The following is a 21261-nucleotide window of genomic DNA, read 5'->3' on the forward strand; positions in this document are numbered from 1 at the left end:
GAAGCTGCCGCCACCTATCGGGATTCATGCCCCGTCTTCTCACCTACAATGTTCACCGCTGCGTGGGCGGCGACCGTCGGCTCGACGTGGACCGGATCGCGGCCGTGATCGACGAGCAGGAGGCGGACATCGTCTGCCTGCAGGAGCTGGACGTGGGCCGCGCTCGCACCGGCATGGTTGATCAGGCGCGCGCCATCGCCGACCGGCTGGAGATGACCTCTCGCTTCCACCCGGCCATGCGGGTCGAGGCCGAACTGTACGGCGACGCCATCCTGACCCCGCACCCCGAGCGGCTGGTCCGCGCCGACGCCCTGCCGACCGTACCCGGCATACCGGGGCTTGAGCCGCGCGGCGCCATCTGGTCGGCCATCGACATCGATGGCGTGACGTTGAACGTCATCAATACGCACCTGGGTCTCGTCCCGCGCGAGCAGCGCGCCCAGGCCCGCGCCCTGGTGCAGGCCGGGTGGACCGACGCCTGCACGGGCCCGACGCTGCTGGCCGGCGACTTCAACGCCACCTCCATCACCCGGCCCTACCAGATCCTGTGCGGCCGACTGCAAGACGCCCAGCGCCAGCTGGGTCTGCGGCCATCAATCAAGACCTTCCCGTCCGGCTTCCCGGCCATCCGTATCGACCATTGCTTCGTCAGCCCGCACATCGAGATCACCGGCGTGAAGACGGTCTTTTCTCAACTGGCGCGCGCGGCGTCCGACCATCTGCCGCTGATCGTCGATTTCAAGGTGCGGGCGAACGTCTGAGCGTCAGCCGGGCTCCTGCCCGCCCTCTGACGCCGGCCGTGTACGGCGGGAGCGTTCCAGCCGCTTCCACGGCCGCCAGGCGTCGGACGACGATCCGGGATCGCCCAGCTGCCACTCGGCGATCATTCGCTCGATTCGCTTGGGCGGGTCCGAGCCGAGTGGATCGAGCCTGCGCTCTCCAAAGCTGCAGATCGCCTGCCCGGTCGAGCCGAGAACCGCCTCCATCGCGCCGAAGGTCTCGCCCGAGACGCCCACGAAGTGACCGATCGAGCGATGTCGGTGGGCCATGATGGCCGCGCGGCCTTCGGGCGTGGGCGGCTCGACGGACACGTCGCATTCGGTGTCCAGCCCCATCGAGCGATTGTTGAGGTTGGTCGAGCCTATGCGCAGCAGCTTGTCGTCGATCACCGTCACCTTGGCGTGGACGATGATCCGCTCGCCGCCTTCGGTTCGCGGGCTGAAGGCGAAGAAGCGGTTGTGCCGGTCGGCCGCCTCCAGCCGGTACAGCACCTCGGCGCGCGCGGTGTCCATGGTCATGCTGTCGAACCAGCTGGGGCTCTTGCCGGTCGAGATCAGCACCACCTCGGGACCGTTCGGTTCGGCCAGCCGCTCGGCAAGCGCCGCCGCGATGACGGGCGAGGTGAAATACTGGTTTTCGAAGTAGATCAGCCGTTTCGCGCGGCGGATCGCCTCCAGGTGCAGCGCCTCGTTTTCGCGCACCTCGACGCGACCAGCCCACTTCGGTTCGGTGCGCGAGATGCCCAACGGCGCATTGTGCACGGCGACCGGCACGTCGTCAGGCCAGGGGTCGCCCTCCACCTCGTCCGGCAGGATGCGCTCCCACGTCGCCTTAAACCAGCGCTCGCGCGCCAGATCGCCCAGCGCCCGCGCCGCCGGTCCGCTGACGACCGCCATGGTCTCGTGCCGAGGCTTGCAGATCACGCCGGACGGCAGGCAGCGCCGGGGGTCGTGATCCAGATGCTCGGCCGTGTCCCACCGGTCGGTGGACACGTCGCCGCCGCCGCAGAACGCGACCAGATCGTCGATGATCACCACCTTCTGGTGATGGCAGGCGCCGATCGGGCCCGGCGAATCGAGCCTGAACTCGACCATCCGCTTGCGAAACCAGCGCTGCGCCTTGTGCGGATAGAAGCCCTGCGACGCGGCGATCAGCAGCGGCGACTTCCAGATCAGCAGGCGGACATCTAGGTCCGGCTTGCGCCGAACCAGCATCCGCAGCTGGTGTCCGATCTCCGCCTGCTTGTCGCCCGGTCGGGTGTTCGCGTCCAGGTGGGTGCGCGGATCGAACTGCCAGCCCAGGATCACCACTGATCGCTGAGCCTTGGCCAGCGAGGACGCCAGGGCCGTGAAGTAGGCGTCGTTCTCCATCAGGACCGCGAATCGGTCGGCTTGAGCCGTGCGCCATACCCCTGCGCCCGGCTCCAGTAGGCTGCCTTCGTAACTCTCGTCCGTCGCCGTCATCCCAATCAGCCTGCCTGACTCGCCCGACAACGGGATTGAGGTCTCATGACGCTTCAGCTTCCTCTCCGTTCCACGGTTGCGGTTCGCGGGTCAACGGCCACGCTCGCCAACCATTGTTGTTTTCGCCGCGTAGGCGTACAAGAAGGGCAACAGGATGCTTTGGGAGGGGCGACAGTGCAGACGTTGATCGAGCTGATCGCCGGCTTCATCGTCTTTCTCGCCGCCGCGGCCCTGTCGCAGTTCGGCGTAGACATCCATTCGCCCCGGCAGGTCGAACGCGAAGTGCATCGGGTCGGCGAGTGCCAGTCCGACGCCTCCGTCGCACTGCTGACGGCCGCTCCGGCGAAGCCTCGCTGCTGATCGGTTCGGGCGGGCATCCGCCTTTGACCTTGCCGCGCGAACCGCTAGGGTTCGGTTGCGCCCGCGGGCGTCCCGTGAGTCCTCCGTGATCGAGATCGACCTCTGATGAAGTCCCGCATGCGGCCGCCGCTGAAGCTCACCGAAGACGAACTGCCCACATCCGCGGAGTTGTCGCCGCCGATCTTCGAGTCCGATGATGACGGCGCGGACCTTCAACGGAACAGGCGCGCCGCGCCCGAAGTCCACTCGTCTCCACAGATGTCCGAGCGCCATAGTCGGCGACTTCTGGAGCAACAGAACGCTGCGGCTCAGGCCGTTGTTCAACCCCTCGCAAATGCGGACCTCGCCCCCTCGCGGGACGGCGCCCCCGCCGCCTACCAGCCTCCCGCGCCATCGCGATCGCCGCACCGGCGGCAGGATTCGTCGGTGCGTCAGGCCTATGTGATCGCGGGCGTGGCCTCCGTGCTCTGGATCGGCGGCATCGCGTCCCTCGCCGCCTATGAGTTCGGCTCGGGCGGGCAGCCCCTCGATCCGCTTCGCATCGCCGTCTATCTGCTGATCGCCCTGGCGCCGGTCGGGCTGGCCTTGATGCTGGCGCACGCCATGCGTCAGGGCGCCGGTCTGGCCGCCGAAAGCCGGCGGGCGCGAGAACTGTCCGACGCCCTAGTGGCCCCGACCGCCCTCGCCGCCCAGCAGACGGGCCAGGTGCTGCAGACCCTGCGCGCCGACATCGACAACGCCGCCCTGACGACCGAGCGCGCCCGCGCGGACATGGCGCTGCTGCGTGAAGCCCTGGCTGAAGAAACCCTGCGCCTGAACGAGGCGGCGGAAACCGCCGGTCGCACCGCACGTCGGCTGGGCGAGACCCTGGGTCGCGAACGCGACCAGATGCAGACGCTTTCCGTTCAGCTCGATTCGCAGTCCGTCGGCGTCCTGGACGCCGTCGAGCGCCAGTCGCGCATGGTGGTGGACGCCTCCGACCTCGCCCAGACTCAACTCAGGGAAGCCGAAGCGGTTCTGGCCGCCCGCGCCGCCGATCTCGCCGCCGCCGCCGGCGAGGCGCAGGACGCCGCGCGTCTGGCTTCGGACGATCTGGCCCGCCAGACCCAGCGACTGGAGAACGCCGGCTCGGGCGTCGCAGAACAGATCCAGCTTGTCGAGGAAGGTCTCGGCCAGCAACGCGCGGCACTGGTGACCACGGCCTACGCCCTTCGCACCGATCAGGAAGACTTCTCCGCTCAGGTCGAAAGCCAGCGCGCGCAGCTGGTGGAGCAACTGTCGGCCTCGCGTGCCGCGGCCGGCGAACTCGGCGGCGCAGCGCAGGCCTCCGCCGAGTCGATGCGGGAGCTGATCGAGGCCGCCTCGGATCAGCTTAGAGCCCTGGTGGAGATGTCGCAGCGCGAGGCCGACGGCTTCGACAGCGCCACCAAGCTGGCGCTGGACCGGTTCGAATCGCTCGCCGCCGAGGCTCGCGACGGTCTGGTGGAGGAAACCCGCCGCTCGCTGGAGGCGCTTCAGGCCACCGCCGAGGACTCCCGCGCGGCGGCCGCCGACGCCGCCGAGCAGGCCCGCCACCGCGTCGATCGCCTGGGCGAATCGCTGTTCGAGGCGGCGCAGCGCGCCGACCAGGCCGCTGACGCCCGGATCGAGGACGCCCGGCGCATCGTCAACGAGACCGCCGGCCTGGTCGATCAGGCCGGCGAGCAGGCCGTCGAGCGCCTCGAGGTCATGCTGGAGCGGATGAACGCGACGCTTGGCGAGGTCGACGCCGCGTTCGGCGAGATCGACCAGCGCGCCGCCCGCCTGCCCGAGGACGCCCGCGCCCACATCAAGGCCGTGCGGACATCCGTGGAAGAGGGCATGGCGGCCTTGACCGCCGCCTCGCGCAAGGCCGCGGAAGACAATGAGGCGCTTGAAGCCGGCTTCCAGGAGCGGGTCAGGCGCAACTACGACATGCTGAACGAGGCCGTGCGACTGATGAGCGTGGTCTCCGGCGATGCGTCGGCGAGACGGCGTGAGCCGCCGCCCAGCGAGCCGGAACGCACGCCGCTGCGGTCGCCATCGCTCTCGACTGCGGAGGTCGAACCTGCCCAGGCCGAGCGGCGGGCTGCAGGGCTGCGCGGTCGACTGCGTATGGGCGGTTCGGACACGGCCGAGACCCCTGCGCCGACGCCTCTTCCGCCACTTCCGGCCTATGTCGCCCCGGCGTCTGCGGCCGACGACGGGCTGGATTGGCAGGACCTGGTGTCGGACGGTGAGGCCGAGACGCCGCCCGCGCCTGCATCCGCCGAGCCGATCGAGGATCGTTTGGCCGAGCGCATGATCGCGGCGGTCCGCCGCATGGGCATCGATCCCAATGCCCTGCTGCCTCGCTCCCGCATCGAGGAGGCGGCGCGCGCGATCGGCCGGAGCGATCCCGCCGCGGCTCGCCATATTGTCCGACGCGTGGCGCCGGCGGCAGTGCGCAGCGTGTCCCGCCGAGTGCTCGGGGATCCCGAACTGCGCTCGGACGCCGAACGCTACGTCCGCGGCTTCGCCGGGCAGCTGTCGGATGCGGCGCGAAGCAGCGACGTGGCCGAAGTCCAGGCGCGACTGACCACGGATGAGGGCCGTGCTTTCATGCTGCTGGATGCGGCGGTCGGCGACGTCGCCTGATGGACGGGGCCGTCGAGGCGGCGCCCCGATGATGAGGGCTCGGAGCGATCAGACTGACAGTCGAGGGTTGATCGTCACGGCGGCGCTTTGCGGCGCTCTGGCCATCGTGCTCGGCGCCTTCGCCGCTCATGGGGCTGAGCCCGACGCGCGCGCCCTGCTGACCACGGCCGGCCACTATCTGCTCGTTCATGCGGTTCTCGCCGTCGCCTGCGGTTTCTGGGGTGGCAGGCCGGCGATCAGGGCCGGCGCGCTCGCTCTGGGCGGCGCCCTGGTCTTCTGCCTGGCGCTGAGCGCCATCGCCTTGCTTGGTCTCAGGTGGATGGGCGCAGTGGCCCCGATCGGCGGAGTGCTGATGATCCTGGGTTGGCTTCTGCTCGGCCATGCGGCATGGCGTCAGAAGCGATCCCAAGACCCTTCATAAGCCTGAAAGACACTGCCCCACATGGCCTTCCCCACGCCCGACCATCCACGCCGCGACCTCTATCCGGAGATCGAGCCGTTCGCGTCGGGCTGGATGGAGACGGATGGCGTCCATCAGATCTACTACGAGGAGTGCGGCAACCCGCAGGGATTGCCCGTCGTCGTCCTGCACGGCGGTCCGGGCGGCGCGGTCAATCCCGGCATGCGGCGCTTTTTCGATCCGGCCAGGTACCGCATCGTCCTGTTCGACCAGCGAGGCTGCGGCCAGTCGCGGCCGAATGCTTCCTTGGAGAACAACACCACCTGGACGCTGATCGAGGACATCGAGCGCCTGCGCGAGCGGCTGGGCGTCGATCGCTGGGTGGTGTTCGGCGGTTCCTGGGGATCGACCCTGTCGCTGGCCTACGCCGTCACCCATCCCGATCGCGTTCTGTCGCTGGTGCTGCGCGGCATCTTCCTGCTGACGAAGCAGGAACTGCACTGGTTCTACCAGAACGGCGCCTCGATGATCTTCCCCGACGCCTGGGAGCGGTTCGTGGAGCCGATCCCGGAGGCCGAGCGCGGCGACCTGATGGGGGCCTACTACAAGCGGCTGATCGGCGACGATGTGGCGGAGCGCGAACGCTGCGCCATCGCCTGGTCCAGCTGGGAAGGCGAGACCGTCAGCGCCGCCGGCCCGGACGCCCGCCCCGACAAGTTCGCCGAGCCCGAGTTCGCCGTCGCCTTCGCGCGGATCGAGAACTGGTTCTTCACCAACGGCGGCTTCTTCGAGGAAGATGGCTGGCTCTTGAACCAGGTCTATCGTATCCGCCACATCCCATGCTGGATCGCGCAAGGCCGCTTCGACGTGGTGACGCCGATGTCGGGCGCCTGGGCGCTGCATCGCGCCTGGCCGGAGGCGAAGCTGGACATCGTCGCCGACGCCGGCCACGCCTCGTCCGAGCCCGGCATCGTCGAAAGCCTGGTGCGGGCGACCGACTGGGCGGCCGGGCTTTAGCCGCCCGCAGCCTTTAGCCGCACTTCACCTCGCGGATCACGCCGCTGTTTTCCTCGAACAGGATGTTCAGCCGGTTTGGATTATAGTCCATCGTCACCGGACAGGTGGTGCAGGTCACCCGCCAGGTCGCGCCCGCAGGCTGGGCTGGGAGCTCGGAACGATTGCGTCCGATATAGGTGCGATACTGGTCAGCTCGGCATTGCGACGGTCCCTCGCCCGCGGGCGGACCATCGGGCTCTGTCCCGCCCACGGGCGCACAGGCGGCGGCGGACAGCAGCAGGGCGGCGGGTATCAGGCGACGCATCATCGGACGTTCTCCGTGTCAGGATTGTTCAGCCGCAACGGACCTGCTCGATCACTTCGCTCTTCTCGTCATAGAAGACGTTGAGGCGATAAGGCGAGAAGTCCTGGGTGACGGGGCAGGTCGTACAGGTCACGCGCCGGTTCACCACATCGACCGGTACGGGAATTTCCGCCTTGGTGCGGCCGACCAGCCACTGCATCTCGCCGGCCTTGCACAGATCTGCGGTCGAGCTTGTGGGCACGTGACTGCCGACCGGCGGGTTCAGCTGCGCTTCTTCCACCGCACGCGGCGCGGGCTTGTCGGAGACCGGGGTCGAACAGGCGCCCAGCACGGCCAGCGCCGCGATCAGGCCGCCTTTTCCCAGCGCCCATCCTCGGCCTGACGCCAGTAGCTGAGGTTGGCGCCCTGCCCCTTCAGCCGCCGCCAGCGATCGCGGGCCGCACCCAGCGCCTGATCGTCGCGTCCGTCGAAGATGATGAAGCACCGCTCGATACCCTCCAGCCCGTCCAGGTCCGTGTCGTCTATGACAAACAGCGCTTGAGAACGGTTAAGGTTCTCCCGTGCGACGCTTAGCAGCACCGGCTGGCGCTCGGCATGCGGCTGGTCTGCGCGTCCATGCGGCAGGAAGCTGTCGTCGCGAAACGTCCAGAGCCGTTCGTCGACCGGCTCCAGCGCCTCGAACGAGGCGGCGCGCACGGTGGCGCGCCATCCCCGCTGAAGCGTCTTGTCAAGCAGGACCGGCAGCACCTGATCAAGCGTGGAACGCTCCAGGTGATAGAACCAGATCTCGGGACCGCCGTCCGCCGTCATCAGCCTTCGTAGGCGTCCGCCACCATGCGGTCGAGCGTGCGCACGCCAAAGCCGACGGCGCCGTCGGGCACGGTCGGATTGATGCTCTTGTTGGTCCAGGCGGTCGGCGCGATGTCCAGGTGCGCCCACGGCACGCCGTTGGTGAAGCGCTGCAGGAACAGGGCCGCGGTGATCGATCCGCCGGCGCGGCCGTTGCCGACGTTCTTCACGTCCGCGATCTGGCTGTCGATGTGCTTTTCGTAGATCGACGGGATCGGCATGCGCCAGAAATTCTCGCCGACCTTCGGCGCGGCCGCCAGCACGTTGTCAGCCACCTCGTCGGAGTTCGAGAAGACGCCGGCGTAGTCGAGGCCCAGCGCCACGATCATGGCCCCGGTCAGGGTCGCCAGGTCGATCATGAACTTGGGCTTGAAACGTTCCTGCGTGTACCAGAGCGCATCGGCCAGAACGAGGCGGCCCTCGGCGTCGGTGTTGATGACCTCAACTGTCTGGCCCGACATGGAGACCACCACGTCGCCCGGGCGCTGGGCGTTGCCGTCCGGCATGTTCTCGACCAGGCCCAGCACGCCGATCGCATTGACCTTGGCCTTGCGGCCCGCCAGCGCGTGCATCAGGCCGGACACGGCGGCCGCGCCGCCCATGTCCCACTTCATGTCCTCCATGCCCTCAGAGGGCTTGATGGAGATGCCGCCGGTGTCGAAGCAGACCCCCTTGCCGACAAAGGCGATGGGCTGTTCGCCCTCGGCGCCGCCCTTCCACTGGATCACGGCCAGCTGGCTCTCGCGGCGGCTGCCCTGCCCCACGGCCAGCAGCGTGCGCATGCCGAGCTTTTCCATCTCGGCCTCACCCAGGATTTCCACCCCGAGACCCAGGCGTTCCAGCTCCTTCACGCGGCGCGCGAACTCGGCTGGATAAAGGACGTTGGCCGGCTCGGACACCAGGTCGCGCGAAAACTCAACGGCCTCAGCGACAGCCGCCAGCGGCTCCAGTGCGCTTTCCGCCGCGCGGATGTCGGAGGCGACCACGCGAACCGAAGTGATCGACGGCTTCTTCTCGGGCTTTTCGGTCGTGCGATACTTGTCGAAGCGGTAGCTGGCCAGACGCACGGCGAAGGCGATCCGCGCCGCCTGTTCCGGCGAAAGATGGGCCGCATCGATGGTCAGGCATTCCGCGCCCGACAGCTTCACGGCATGATAGGCGTTGGCGCCGGCCGCCTCTATGGCCAGGTCGTCAAACGCGCCCCCATCGCCGGCGCCGATCAGCACAACGGTGTCGGCGTCCGCTCCGCTGGTTCCCGCGACATTCAGGCTCTGGCCCGCAGCGCCGGTCACGCGGCTCTTGCCGATCGCGCGCGACAAGGCGCCGCCCGTCCTTGTATCGACCTCGGCCCCGGCTCCCGCGAACTGACGGCCATCGTGGACCAGCAGGGCCAGGATTTCACAGGCGCCTGCGGCGGCCACAAACTCGATCTTCATGCAGAACTCCGGCCGGGCCGAGGCGCCCGGTCTTCTTGGTCGTCAATAAGGGAGGGCCGTCGGCTTGCCGCCGCCGCGCCTGGATGTGCTACTAGATGCGCCTCAACAGGGCCGCCTGCAACCGGGCGAAGACGCCGCTTCCACGATGCTGATTCAACGCTACCTTTTCCGACAGATCGCGACGCGTGTCGTGGCGGCGTGCGCGGCCCTGGCCGGAATCGGCGTGCTGAGCCAGAGCCTGGACCAGCTGGAGGTCATCGTCGAACGCGGACAAAGCGTCTGGGTCATGGTCAAGCTGACGCTGCTGGCGGTGCCTCAGCTGCTGGCGGTGATCCTGCCATTCGGCCTGTTCGTCGGTGCCCTGATCGCCCTGACACGCCTTCAGCGCGAGCAGGAGCTGACGGCCGCCTTCGCCGGCGGCATGACGCGGTGGTCGGTGATCTCTCCCGCCCTGCGCCTGGCCTCGATCGTCGCTCTCCTGGCCCTGTTCATCAATCTGTTCGCCCAGCCGTGGGCGCAGCGCGAGGGGCGCGCCCAAACCTTCGCCATCCGCACCGACCTGGCGGCGCTCTTGGTGCAGGAAGGGCAGTTCGTCCAGGGGCCTGAGGGCCTGACCGTCTATGTGCAGCAGATCGAGCAGAACGGACTCTTGAAGAACCTGTTCATCTACCAGGACGACGACGGCAAGGTCACGACCTGGGACGCCGCCGAGGCTCGGTTCGGCCGGGCGAATGGCGCACCGGTGCTGACGCTGAATGACGGCTCCTGGCAGCAGTATTCGTCCAGCGGCGTGCTGAACTATCTGTCGTTCGACAACTATGTATTCGATCTGTCGCCGTTCACCGCGACGACGGAGACCGTGCGCTACAAGCCTTCCGACCTCTATCTCGGCCAGCTGTTGCGCCCGACACCGGCGCTGCTTGAGACGGCCGGATCACGGGGCGAGTTGCTGGCCGAGGCGCATTCCCGCATCGCCTCGCCGCTCTATGTGCTGGTCGCCATGGCGATGGCGATGGCGGCGATCATGGGAGGTTCGTTCAGCCGCACCGGCTATTCGGCGCGGATCGCCAGGGCGGCGGCGGCCTTTCTTGTGGTGCGGATCATCGGCTTCGCCCTGGTCGCCGCCAGCGCCTGGAACGGCTGGCTGAATGTGCTTCAGTACGCGCTTCCGATCGCCGCGACGGCCATTGCCCTACGACTGCTGTTTCGCGCTCTGAAGCCAAAGCGGCGCAGGCGCTGGCCGGCGCTGGCCGCTCCAAAGGCGAGGCTGGCATGACCGAGACCACGTCATCTGCCGCCTACTCGCCTTTCCGCTGGCCTGCGCTGGGCCGCATCGAACGGTATGTGTTGGTGCAGCAGCTGCGGGCGCTGGCCGTGGCGCTGGGCGTCATCTCCGCGCTCGTGATGCTGATCGATTTCGTCGAGGTCTCGCGCGGGCCGGGGTCCAGCGCCGACCTGTCGGCGGTGCAGATCTTCGGCCTCGTGCTGCTGAAGTCGCCGGCGGTCATCGTGACCCTGCTGCCGTTCGTCTTTCTGTTCGGCACCCTGTTCGCCTATGTCCGGCTGAACCGGCGCAGCGAGCTTATCGCGCTTCGGGCGGCCGGAGTGTCCGCCTGGCGATTCGTCCTGCCGGCGGCCGGAATGGCGGTGGCCATGGGCGTGCTCGCGGTGGCGGTGCTCAGCCCGCTGGCGTCCACCGCCGACGGCCTGTGGCGCAGCGAGCGTGCGCGGCTGACGGGGGCTGCGCCGGGCGTCGAGGCCGCAGAAGCGATCTGGTTGCGCGAAGGCGACGCCCAGCGCCAGATGGTGATCCGCGCCGCCGGCCAGGATCGCGCCACCGGACGGCTGCTGAACACCACCTTCTTTATCTACACCACCGACGACGAGGGCCGGCGCACCTTCAACGAGCGGATCGACGCCCGGTCCGCCGCCCTCAGCTCCGGACGTTGGCGCCTGGTAGATGCGGTCGGCGCGCAGATCGGGCAGAAGGCGGTGCGCTACGCCACCCTGGACCTGACGTCCAACCTTGCCGATCGCGAAGCGTTTGACCGCTTCGCTCGGCCGCAGTCGACGCCCTTCTGGTCCTTGCCGAACCAGATCCGGCGCATCGAGGACGCCGGCTTCACCTCCACCGCCTATCGGCTGCAGTTTCAGCAGGGGCTCGCCACGCCGCTGGTGTTCGGGGCCATGTCGATCCTGGCCGCCGCCTTTTCGCTTCGGCTGATGCGGCTGGGCGACGTGGCGAGAATGAGCGTGTTCGCGGTGGTCCTGGGCTTTGCCTTCTTCTTCATGACCCAGGTCTCGGCCGCCATGGGGTCGGCCGAAGTCGTTCCCCCCGTCGTGGCGGCCTGGCTGCCGCCCGTCCTGACGGCGCTCGCCGCGCTTACCTTGCTGTTCTATACCGAAGACGGCTAAGCCGCGCCTCGAGCTAGAGTGCACGCGTAGAGTTCAGACGAAACGGATGGTTCATGCAGCGTAGCGGGCGCCTTCAGGCCTTGCGAGATCGCCTTCTGGCCGGTGCGGCGCTGGCGGTGCTGGCCCCTGCCGGCATGGTCGCGGCCCAGACGCAGCCTTTGACCCAACCGGCCGGCGCGGATGGGCTGTCGCCGGAGGCCGTCTATGTCGAGGCGGACGTCGCCTCGCGTCAGGGCGATGTGATCACCGCCACCGGCGTGGACGGCGAGCGGTCTCTGGTGCGTGCGCGGGGTTACACCCTTCGCGGCGAAAATCTGAGCTATGACCTGGCGCAAGGCGCGGCGACGGCCGAAGGCCGGGTCGAGACGGTCGCCCCCGACGGCACCGTGGTCTACGCCAGCCGCGCCGAGTTCGGGAACGACTTCACGACCGGGGTCGCGGTCGACTTCGCCACCCGCACCGCGAACGGCGCCAGCCTGATGGCCGCGACCGCCGTACGCCGCGACGCTCAGCACAACGAGCTGAACTACGCCATCTTCACCCCCTGCCCCATCTGCGACGCCAACGGTCCAAAGACCCCCAGCATCGCCATCCAGGCGGAAAAGGTGGTCCAGGACGCCGAGTTGCGCGCCATCCTGTATCGCAACGCCGTGTTCCGCATCGGCGGCGTCCCCGTCTTCTACACGCCCTTCTTCGCCCATCCGGACCCGACGGTGGATCGCGCGTCAGGCTTTCTGATCCCGGTGCTGGACTACGACGAGGGGCGCGGCTTCTCGATCGAGACGCCCTACCTGCATGTCGTCTCGCCGTCCGAGGACTGGCTGATCAGCCCCCAGTTCAACACGGAAGTGGCCCCGTTCCTGAACCTGCAATGGCGCCGGCGCTTCGCCAACGGCATGGTGGTGGTTCGCGGGGGCTACACCTACGAGCGCAACTTCGGCGACTTCGACCTGGACGGCGACGGCGACTATGAGAGCAACGTCAGCTTCGACGACCGCGAGAGCCGCAGCTATCTGCTGTCGCACGGCGCCTTCGACCTGCAGGGCCCCTGGCGCGCGGGCTTCACGCTGGAGCGGACCTCAGACAAGACGCTGTTCGACCGCTACGACGTGAGCGACCCCTATCAGGACAACGGCCTCTACTACGGCGACCGACGCCGCCTGATCACCCAGGCCTACGCCGAGCGGCAGACCCAGCGGTCCTACTTCTCCATCGCCGCCTTCGCGCTGCAAAGCCTGCGCCTCGACCCGCGCTTCGCCGACACCGACTTCCGCGACGCCAGCGGTTTTCAGGTGTTCGAGGACGAAGACACGCTGCCGGTCGTCGCGCCGCTGATCGATTTCCGCTGGGAGCCCTACGCGCCGGTGTTCGGCGGACGGCTGCGGCTCGAGGCGTCCGCCGTGTCGCTGACGCGCGAACGCTTCGTCGGGGCGCCGATCCTGAGCCCGGAACTCCTCCCTCTGGTGTCGGACGACCTTCCTGGTGTCGATACGCGCCGGATCACCGGCGAGGCGGAGTGGCGGCGCGTCATCCTGACGGCCGGCGGTCTGCGATGGGAGCCGTTCGTCGATGTGCGCGGCGACGCCTACGCCATTTCCGACCTGCCGCCGATGATGAACGTGTCTGACGACGAGACCGTCACGCGCGGCCGCGCCAGCGCCGGCCTGGACCTCGCCTATCCGCTGATCCGCCGCACGGCCGCCGCCGACATCATCCTTGAACCGATGGCGCAACTGTCCGCATCCACCACGACCGAGTTGGACCCGCGCATTCCCAACGAGGACAGCCAGACGCTGGAACTGGACGAGACCTCCCTGTTCCGCCTCGACCGCTTTCCCGGCTACGACCTTCTGGAAGGCGGGGTCCGGCTTACCGCGGGTGGACGGGCCACGATCCGCTGGGCCGAAGATCGACGCGCAAGCCTGTTCGTCGGGCGCAGCTATCGCTCGAACGCCGAAAACAACTTCCTGGCCGCCGCGCCGGATGCGCCGGATCAGAGCTACGATCCGACGGGCTTGGCGGCGAAACGATCGGACTGGGTGGTTCAGGGAGACTTTTCCCCGTCCGACCGAATCCGCGGCTGGGGCCATGCCACCATTTCCGACGATGGCGACATCCGTCGGGCGCAGGCGGCGGTCGATGGACGCTGGGGCCTGCGCAATGTGGCCAGCCTCAGCTATATCGTCGATCGCTCCAATCCGGTGCCTGGCCCGCTGAACCGAAACTACGAGTTCGTTCAGTTGGCGGCGCAACAGCTAGTCTACGGCAACTGGGGCGTTGCGGGCGCCGCCATCGCCGATCTGAACCGCGACGAGATCACCCGGTCGGAGGTCGGCCTGCTGTTCGATGACGACTGTTTCCGCTTCGAGATCGGCGTGCGGCGCGACAACACGCGCGTGCGCCCCAGCGGGCCGTCCGAGGGACTCTATGTGCGCCTAAACCTCGCCACTTTCGGCGGGTCAGATTACAGACGAGGCGAGATACGGTAGGTGATCGTGCAGGATCGCCGAACCGGGGGACGGCCGACCGTGGGCCCGCGCCAGGATGCGCGGAGATCGCTTTGAGGAACCAGGACGAACGATGCGTGTGATGCGTTACCCGATGGCCGTCGCGATGGCGGCGATCCTCGCCGGCACGGCCCATGGCCAGACGGCGCCGGCGCGCCCGACCGCGCCCGCCTCCACGCCCGCGACGCCGTCCGGCCAGCCGGCCGCCGGCGCCCTGAACCCCGCCGCCGAAGCCGCTCCCGCGCCGGCCGCGCCCGCGCCTGAGTTCGAGTTGGCTGACGGCATCGTCGCCTCCGTCAACGATCGCATCATTACCGGCTATGACCTGCGTCAGCGCATGCTGATGCTGATCCTGTCGTCCGAGATTCGGCCCACCCAGGAGAACCTGCCCGCGATCCAGCAGGCGGCGCTGAACGCCCTGATCGAAGAGCGGCTGAAGGCGCAGGAAATCACCAACTATGAGACGCTGAAGGTCACCGACGAAGAGGTCGGCGCCGAGATCACCGAAATGGCGCGTCGCGCGGGCCTGACCTCTGAGGCATACCTGGCGCAGCTGTCGCAGGCTGGCATTCAGCCTCAGGCCTTTCGCGAAAACCTGCGCACGGAGATCGGCTGGAGCCAGCTTGTGGGCGGCCGCTTCAACAGCCGCGCGCGCGCCAGCCGCTATCAGATCGAGGCCGAGGTGCGCCGCCTGAACGAAGCCGCCGCGAAGCCGCAGTATCTGATCGGGGAAATCTATATCGAGGCCGCGCGCGTGGGCGGCCAACAGGCGGCGCTGGACGGCGCCCGCCAGCTGGTCCAGCAGATCGTCGGCGGCGCGCCCTTCCAGGCCGTGGCCCAGCAGTTCTCGGCCGCGCCATCGGCCGCCGCCCGCAATCCGGGCGACGCCGGCTGGATCGTCAAGGACACGGTTCAACCGGCCCTGCAGCAGACGTTCGACCAGCTTCAGGTCGGACAGCTGTCCAACCCCATTCCCGTCGATGGCGGCGTGTACATCATCTACATGCGCGACAAGCGCGAAGGCTCCTCCAGCAGCCTGGTGTCGCTGCGCCAGCTTATGGTCGAACTGCCGGAAACGGCCAGTGAGGCCGATGTCGCCACCGCCACGCGCACGCTGGAAGGCCTGCGTCAGGGCCTGACGTGCGACAACATCCTGTCCCAGGCCACGGCGACGCGCGGCGTCCTGGGCACCGACCTCGGCGAATCGGACGTGCAGAACCTGGCGCCGCAGTTCCAGCAGGTGGCCCGCTCGGCCGAGATCGGTTCGGTCAGCACGCCGATCCGCACGCCGCTGGGCCTTCACCTGCTGGCCGTCTGCGGCCGTCGGGTCGGCGGGCTGGAAGCCCCGTCGCAGGCTGACGCCGAGCGCCGGCTGCGCGGTCAGAACCTGGCGGTCCTGGAACGTCGCTACCTCCGCGATCTGCGCAACGACGCCCTGATCGAGGTCAAGTGACGGCCCCTCTGGTCCTGACGCTCGGCGAACCCGCCGGCGTCAGCCCGGAGATCATCGCGGCCGCCTGGCGAACCCTGTCCGGCTCGGACGCGCCTTTCGCCGTCATCGGCGACGCTTCGTTGCTGAGGGCGCAGGGCGTGCCGGTGGCGGAGGTCATGGCGTCAGCGGAAGCGCCGTCACGATTCGCGTCCGTCCTGCCCGTCATCCACCATCCCCTGCCCGCGCCTGTCGAACCGGGTCGTCCCGATCCGCGCAATGCGCCAGCCGTCGCCGACGGCATCGAACTGGCCGTCTCTCTGGCGCTGTCTGGCGAGGCGTCCGGCGTCGTCACCGCCCCGATCGCCAAGGCGCCGATGTACGCCTCTGGCTTTCGCTTCCCTGGCCATACAGAGTTCATCGCCGAACTGACGGCCGATGCGCCCTATGCCGGCACGCGAGGCCCGGTGATGATGTTGACGGCGCGCGACCTGCGCGCCTGCCTGGTCACCATCCATGTCGCACTGGATCAGGCGCCGCAGCTGGTCACGGCCGACCGCATCACCCGCACCGCGCGCGTGGTGCATGAGAGCCTTAAGCGCGACTTCGGCATCACGTCGCCACGTCTGGCCATGGCGGCCCTGAACCCGCATGCGGGCGAAGGCGGCGCTCTGGGGCTTCAGGAACTCGAAATCCTGATCCCGACCGCCGAGCACCTGCGCGCCGAGGGCGTCGACATCTCCGATCCGCGCCCCGCTGACACCCTGTTCCACGACGAGGCGAGGCGGACCTATGACGCGGCCATCTGCATGTACCACGATCAGGCCCTCATCCCGGTCAAGACGCTGGACTTCTGGGGCGGCGTCAATGCGACCTTGGGCCTGCCGATCATCCGCACCTCACCCGATCACGGCACCGGCTTCGACATAGCCGGTCGAGGCGTCGCGCGCGCCGACAGCCTGATCGCGGCCATTCGGCTGGCATCGGAGATGGCGGCGGCGCGAGCGGCGCGCTAACACCCCGCGCGTGACCGACCTTCCTTCCCTCCGCGAGACGCTCGACGCCCACGGCCTTTCGGCCAAGAAGAGCTTCGGCCAGCATTTCCTGCTGGACCTCAACGTCACCCGCAAGATCGTACGCCTGGCGGGCCCGTTCGACGGCCGAGCCGTTATCGAGGTCGGTCCCGGCCCCGGCGGCCTGACGCGCGCCCTGCTGGAAAGCGATGCGGGCAAGGTGGTGCTGGTCGAAAAGGACCCCCGCTTTCTTCCCCTCCTGTCCGAGCTCGACGACGGCTCCGGCCGCCTGACGATCCATGAAGGGGATGCGCTCAAGGTCCGCGAGGCGGAGCTGGCGGGTAGCCCTGCGCACCTGGTCTCCAACCTGCCTTACAATGTCGGAACGGCGCTGCTGATCAAATGGCTGACGGGTCCGTGGCTGCCGCATGCCCTGACCCTGATGTTCCAGAAGGAAGTGGCCGAGCGCGTGGTCGCCGCACCGGGCGACGATGCTTACGGCCGGCTGGCGGTGATCAGCCAGGCGGTGTGCGAGGCGCGCATCGTCATGCATCTGCCCGCCGCCGCCTTTACCCCGCCGCCCAAGGTGGCCTCGGCCGTGGTCCACCTGACGCCACACGCGAAACGCCCCGCACCGGACCTCTTGAAGCGGCTGGAACGGGTCACGGCCTCCGCGTTCGGCCAACGCCGCAAGATGCTGCGATCCAGCCTGAAGCCGCTCGGCGGCGCCGCCCTGTGCGAGGCGGCCGGGATCGAGCCGGACGCGCGCGCCGAAACCATAGACATCGCCGGCTTCCTGCGGCTGGCCGAGCAACTGCCATGACCGTCGAGCCCTTTCGCGCCATCGGCCTCAGCCGCCTGGCTCACCAGTTGAAGAGCGAAGGCCGCTCGATCATCCACATGGAGTTTGGCCAGCCTTCCACCGGCGCACCCGCCGCCGCCCTCGCCCGCGCTCATGAGGTGCTGGAGCAGGACGCCATGGGTTACTGGGAAAGCGCGCCGTTGCGCGAGCGGATCGGCCGCCTCTATCAGGATCGCTATGGCGTGGAGGTCGATCCCGACCGCATCCTGCTGACCTGCGGCGCCTCGCCCGCCCTGGTGCTGGCGCTGGCCAGCCGCTTTCGGCCGGGCGACCGCATCGCCTTGGCGCGGCCCGGCTATGTCGCCTATCGCAACACCCTGCACGCGCTGAATCTCACGCCGGTCGAGATCGCCTGCGGTCCCGAGACCCGGTTCCAGCTGACGGCCGCGCAACTGGCTGCGCTCGATCCCGCGCCCGCAGGCGTCATCATCGCCAGCCCCGCCAATCCCACGGGCACGATCATCCCGGACGACGAACTGGCCGCCATCGCCGCCGTCTGCCGGGAGCGCAGGATCGCCATCGTATCGGACGAAATCTACCACGGCCTGTCCTACGTCGGGCCGACGCCGTCCATGCTGCAGTTCGCCCCCGACGCCCTGATCATCAACAGCTTCTCCAAATACTGGAGCATGGCCGGATGGCGGCTGGGTTGGCTGGTCGCGCCGGAACATCATGTCGCGGCGGCCCGGGCCTATATGGGCAACCTGTTTCTGACGCCGCCTTCGCTGAGCCAGCATGCCGGGCTCGTCGCCATGGACTGTGTGGAAGAACTGGAAGGCCATATCCAGACCTATGCCCGCAACCGCGCCCTGCTGCTGGAAGCCCTGCCGTCGTTAGGACTTCGGCGGATCGCGCCGCCGGACGGGGCCTTCTACGTGTGGGCCGATATCGGCCATCTGACGAGCGACAGCATCGGCTTCTGCGAGCAGCTGCTGCGCGACACGGGCGTGGCGACGGCGCCCGGCGTCGACTTCGACCCCGTCGACGGTCACCGCTTCATCCGCTTCAGCTTCGCCGTCTCGACACCCGAGATCGAAGAGGCGCTGAACCGGATGCGGCCGTGGTTCGCCGCTAGACCGCTTCTCTGAGCAGCGCGCCCCGATAGTCGCCGACCCAGAGGTTGCGGAACCGGCGCGACCGTTCGGCATGATAGATGTGCGCCAACTCGGCATAGGACCGGTCGAAGTCGTCATTGACGAAGACGTAGTCGAAGGCGTCGCAGTGCTCGATCTCGCCCTTGGCGTTCTGGATGCGGCGTTCGATGACGTGCTCGGCGTCCTGGGACCGCGTCACCAGGCGGCGGCGCAGCTCCTCGAGGCTCGGAGGCAGGATGAAGACGCGCACGGCGTCTTCCGGGCATTTGCGCGCGACCTCGGCCGCGCCCTGCCAGTCGATGTCGAACAGCACGTCGCGGCCTTCCGCCAGCGCGCGGTCGATCGGCGCGCGCGGCGAGCCATAGCGTTGGCCGTGGACGTCCGCCCATTCCAGAAAGGCGTCCTCGTCGATCAGGCGCTGGAACTCGGCGTGGCTGACGAAATGGTAGTCGCGGCCGGCCACCTCGCCCGGGCGCGGATCACGCGTCGTCATGGAGATCGACAGCTCCAGCCCGCCATGGTCGGCCATCAGCCGGCGGCACAGGCTGGTCTTGCCGGCGCCCGAGGGGCTGGCGACGATCAGGAGGACGCCCCGGCGGGGCGTGCGGTCATTCGACATTCTGAACCTGTTCACGCAACTGTTCGATCACGGCCTTCAGCTCCAGGCCGATTCCGGTCAGCGCGGTGGTAGCGGATTTCGAGCACAAGGTGTTCGCCTCGCGCATGAACTCCTGAAGGAGGAAGTCGAGTTTCCGCCCGGCTGGCGCCTGGGCCACAAGCGCCCGCGCCGAGGCGACGTGAGCCGTCAGACGATCCAGTTCCTCGCGGACGTCGGCCTTGGTCGCCAAGGCGGCCGCCTCAAGAAAAATGCGGTCATCGAGACCGGGCGCGTCGGGCGCCAGTTCCTTAATGCGGCGGGTGAAGCGGTCGCGGATCGCCTCGACCTGCTCGCCGGCTTCCCTTTCGGCTGCGCCGACCAGCGCCTCGATGCGGCCGACGAAGTCGAGCAGCACCGGCTCCAGCTGTGCGCCTTCCCGGTCGCGGGCGATCTTCAGCGCATCGAGCGCCTGTTCAACGGTTTGGGCCATTGCAGCCTCGAGCGCTTCCCGCGCGGTCTCGTCGGCGTCCTCGTCCGCAGCATCGATCACGCCGCGCAGAGCCAGCAGGCCGTCCGCCGAAGGCGGGGTCGCCCCCTCTTCCGCCAGCTGATTGGCCAACGTTAGATAGCGGTTCAGCAGCGCCTCGTTGACCGACACGGCCGAGGCGCCATCGCTCTCGCGTCGGGCATGCAGGCCGACACTGACCTGGCCCCGTGCAAAGCGCGCCTGCCCCGCCGCCTTGGCCAGCCGCTCCAGGCTGTCGAAGCCGTGCGGCCCGCGAAAGCGGACTTCAAGATTGCGGCCGTTGACCGAACGCGCCTCGACCGACCAGGTCCAGCCGTCGGCCGCGCCGTCCGCACGGCCGAAGCCGGTCATTCCCGATAGGGTGGTCATCGCGGTCCTTGGCTGGCGCCCGGCGGCAGGGTGATCGTCGCCTGACCGCCGGCGGCCGGCGCGGTCTGCGGCTGTTGCTCGGGCGGGATCATCGGAGCGGGCGCGGCGCCCGGGGCGACGGGCGTCGGCGCATCCGGCGGCAGCCCCGCCCGCTGACGCTCGACCTGACGCCAGCGCGCGACGTTGCGCAGGTGCTCCTCATAGGTGTTGGCGAACACATGCCCGCCCGTCCCGTCCGCGACGAAGAACAGCGCCGGATCGCTCTGCGGGTTCAGCACCGCCTTCAGCGCCTCCGCGCCCGGGTTGGCGATCGGCGTCGGCGGCAGGCCGTCGATCAGATAGGTATTCCAGGGCGTGGCGGCGCGCAGCTCGGACAGGCGGATGCCGCGTCCCAACGGCCGGCCCTTGGTGATGCCGTAGACGATGGTCGGATCGCTCTCCAGCCGCATGCCCTGGCGCAGCCGATTGGAGAAGACGGCGGCGACGCGCGGTCGCTCGGCCGCGATGCCGGTTTCCTTTTCGACGATGGAGGCCAGCACCAGCGCCTCTTGCGGCGTGCGCACCACCGTGCCCGGCGAGCGCGCGGTCCAGAGCTCGGCCTGGTTGTCGCGCGCCGCGCGCTGCATTCTCGCGATCACCGACTGGCGGGTCTCTCCGCGCGCGACCTCATAAGTGTCCGGCCAAAGCGAACCCTCTTCAGGCGCCGCGCCCGCCGGGCCGGCCAGCACGGCCTCGCCGTTCAGGATGTCCACGGCCTGCGCCGACGACCAGCCCTCCGGCAGGGTGACGAAGTGGCGAACGCCGCGCCCCTCGGCCAACATGCGGATCACGCCGCGGAGCGACGCGCCGGACGGGATTTCGTATTCGCCCGCCTTCAGCCTCCGGTCGTCGCCGGTCAGGGCCGCCGCCGCCTTGAACAGATCGGTCGAACGGATCACGCCGCTGGAGCGCAGGTTCGCCGCGATGGCCGAGACGCCTGCGCCGCTCGGCAGGATCACGATGGTGGACTCGCCCTGACGTGCGCTGGGTCCCGGACCAAAATAGATCGCCCAGGCCGCGATCAGCGCCACGATCAGGAACAGCCCGAACGTCGCCGCCCCGGTCAGCAGCGCGACCGGTCCCGACCGTCTTCCGACCGGTCGCTTGCCGGGCTGGCGGGTCACGCGGCGCGGGCGACGCGGCAT

At 68.7% G+C, this 21261-nt stretch carries 20 protein-coding genes; 12 read left to right on the plus strand and 8 right to left on the minus strand.

What is annotated here, in order from left to right; translation table 11 throughout:
- Window positions 1–26 precede the first annotated feature (26 nt).
- The gene (locus tag KY493_RS06320; protein ID WP_219898109.1) at window positions 27–761 is read left to right on the plus strand and encodes an endonuclease/exonuclease/phosphatase family protein; all 735 of its coding nucleotides are present in this window, start codon (window positions 27–29) and stop codon (window positions 759–761) included.
- A gap of 3 nt (window positions 762–764) precedes the next feature.
- On the opposite strand, the gene KY493_RS06325 is transcribed toward KY493_RS06320, so the two are convergent.
- The gene (locus KY493_RS06325; RefSeq protein ID WP_219898110.1) at window positions 765–2243 is read right to left on the minus strand and encodes a phospholipase D-like domain-containing protein; all 1479 of its coding nucleotides are present in this window, start codon (window positions 2241–2243) and stop codon (window positions 765–767) included.
- Window positions 2244–2417: 174 nt separating this feature from the next.
- On the opposite strand from KY493_RS06325, the gene KY493_RS06330 reads away from it, so the two are divergent.
- The 4 genes from KY493_RS06330 (at window position 2418) to pip (ending at window position 6675) form a co-directional block, all read left to right on the plus strand.
- Window positions 2418–2603, plus strand: a complete 186-nt coding sequence (locus KY493_RS06330) for a hypothetical protein (protein ID WP_219898111.1) — start codon at window positions 2418–2420, stop codon at window positions 2601–2603.
- A 426-nt stretch (window positions 2604–3029) separates the two neighbouring features.
- On the plus strand, window positions 3030–5258 hold the full coding sequence (locus tag KY493_RS06335) for a tipN (protein WP_255568074.1): 2229 nt from the start codon (window positions 3030–3032) through the stop codon (window positions 5256–5258).
- A 28-nt stretch (window positions 5259–5286) separates the two neighbouring features.
- On the plus strand, window positions 5287–5679 hold the full coding sequence (locus KY493_RS06340) for a DUF423 domain-containing protein (protein WP_255568075.1): 393 nt from the start codon (window positions 5287–5289) through the stop codon (window positions 5677–5679).
- Between the two features lie 21 nt (window positions 5680–5700).
- On the plus strand, window positions 5701–6675 hold the full coding sequence (gene pip, locus KY493_RS06345; protein WP_219898113.1) for a prolyl aminopeptidase: 975 nt from the start codon (window positions 5701–5703) through the stop codon (window positions 6673–6675).
- Window positions 6676–6688: 13 nt separating this feature from the next.
- On the opposite strand, the gene KY493_RS06350 is transcribed toward pip, so the two are convergent.
- From KY493_RS06350 to KY493_RS06365, 4 genes are read right to left on the minus strand one after another with little or no spacing between them, the layout of a single operon-like run.
- The gene (locus KY493_RS06350) at window positions 6689–6982 is read right to left on the minus strand and encodes an I78 family peptidase inhibitor (RefSeq protein ID WP_219898114.1); all 294 of its coding nucleotides are present in this window, start codon (window positions 6980–6982) and stop codon (window positions 6689–6691) included.
- 25 nt (window positions 6983–7007) lie between these two features.
- Window positions 7008–7310, minus strand: coding sequence for a hypothetical protein (locus KY493_RS14475; protein ID WP_255568076.1), 303 nt, complete (start codon window positions 7308–7310; stop codon window positions 7008–7010).
- A 14-nt stretch (window positions 7311–7324) separates the two neighbouring features.
- A complete protein-coding gene (locus KY493_RS06360) occupies window positions 7325–7789 on the minus strand; it encodes a DNA polymerase III subunit chi (protein WP_219898115.1) in 465 nt (154 codons plus the stop codon).
- Complete coding sequence (locus tag KY493_RS06365) at window positions 7789–9264, minus strand: leucyl aminopeptidase (RefSeq protein ID WP_219898116.1); 1476 nt, start codon at window positions 9262–9264, stop codon at window positions 7789–7791. The genes KY493_RS06360 and KY493_RS06365 overlap by 1 nt, the downstream gene beginning before the upstream one ends.
- Before the next feature lie 64 nt (window positions 9265–9328).
- Between KY493_RS06365 and lptF the strand changes: the two genes are divergently transcribed.
- The 7 genes from lptF (at window position 9329) to KY493_RS06400 (ending at window position 18578) form a co-directional block, all read left to right on the plus strand.
- Entirely contained in the window at window positions 9329–10540 is a 1212-nt protein-coding gene (gene lptF / locus KY493_RS06370; protein ID WP_255568077.1) for an LPS export ABC transporter permease LptF, read from the plus strand.
- Window positions 10537–11679, plus strand: coding sequence for an LptF/LptG family permease (locus KY493_RS06375; RefSeq protein WP_219898117.1), 1143 nt, complete (start codon window positions 10537–10539; stop codon window positions 11677–11679). Before lptF ends, KY493_RS06375 begins: the two co-directional genes overlap by 4 nt.
- A 53-nt stretch (window positions 11680–11732) precedes the next feature.
- Entirely contained in the window at window positions 11733–14168 is a 2436-nt protein-coding gene (locus tag KY493_RS06380; protein ID WP_219898118.1) for an LPS-assembly protein LptD, read from the plus strand.
- A 100-nt stretch (window positions 14169–14268) separates the two neighbouring features.
- Window positions 14269–15639, plus strand: a complete 1371-nt coding sequence (locus KY493_RS06385; RefSeq protein WP_255568078.1) for a peptidylprolyl isomerase — start codon at window positions 14269–14271, stop codon at window positions 15637–15639.
- Window positions 15636–16631, plus strand: a complete 996-nt coding sequence (gene pdxA, locus KY493_RS06390) for a 4-hydroxythreonine-4-phosphate dehydrogenase PdxA (protein WP_219898119.1) — start codon at window positions 15636–15638, stop codon at window positions 16629–16631. The genes KY493_RS06385 and pdxA overlap by 4 nt, the downstream gene beginning before the upstream one ends.
- 10 nt (window positions 16632–16641) lie before the next feature.
- Window positions 16642–17451 (plus strand): 16S rRNA (adenine(1518)-N(6)/adenine(1519)-N(6))-dimethyltransferase RsmA, encoded by an 810-nt coding sequence (gene rsmA / locus KY493_RS06395; RefSeq protein ID WP_219898120.1) that lies wholly within the window; start codon window positions 16642–16644, stop codon window positions 17449–17451.
- Window positions 17448–18578 carry a pyridoxal phosphate-dependent aminotransferase gene (locus tag KY493_RS06400; RefSeq protein WP_219898121.1) on the plus strand — a complete coding sequence of 377 codons (1131 nt, stop codon included), beginning with the start codon at window positions 17448–17450 and terminating at the stop codon, window positions 18576–18578. The genes rsmA and KY493_RS06400 overlap by 4 nt, the downstream gene beginning before the upstream one ends.
- Here KY493_RS06400 and gmk read toward each other — a convergent pair.
- Genes gmk through mltG form a run of 3 tightly spaced genes read right to left on the minus strand, consistent with a single transcriptional unit; the run spans window position 18562 to window position 21261 of the window.
- Window positions 18562–19203, minus strand: coding sequence for a guanylate kinase (gene gmk, locus KY493_RS06405; protein WP_219898122.1), 642 nt, complete (start codon window positions 19201–19203; stop codon window positions 18562–18564). The genes KY493_RS06400 and gmk overlap by 17 nt on opposite strands.
- Window positions 19193–20077 carry a YicC/YloC family endoribonuclease gene (locus KY493_RS06410; RefSeq protein ID WP_219898123.1) on the minus strand — a complete coding sequence of 295 codons (885 nt, stop codon included), beginning with the start codon at window positions 20075–20077 and terminating at the stop codon, window positions 19193–19195. The genes gmk and KY493_RS06410 overlap by 11 nt, the downstream gene beginning before the upstream one ends.
- Window positions 20074–21261, minus strand: coding sequence for an endolytic transglycosylase MltG (mltG, locus tag KY493_RS06415; RefSeq protein ID WP_219898124.1), 1188 nt, complete (start codon window positions 21259–21261; stop codon window positions 20074–20076). Before mltG ends, KY493_RS06410 begins: the two co-directional genes overlap by 4 nt.

Origin of the sequence: Brevundimonas sp. PAMC22021, from assembly GCF_019443405.1 — a bacterium.
Classification (GTDB): domain Bacteria; phylum Pseudomonadota; class Alphaproteobacteria; order Caulobacterales; family Caulobacteraceae; genus Brevundimonas.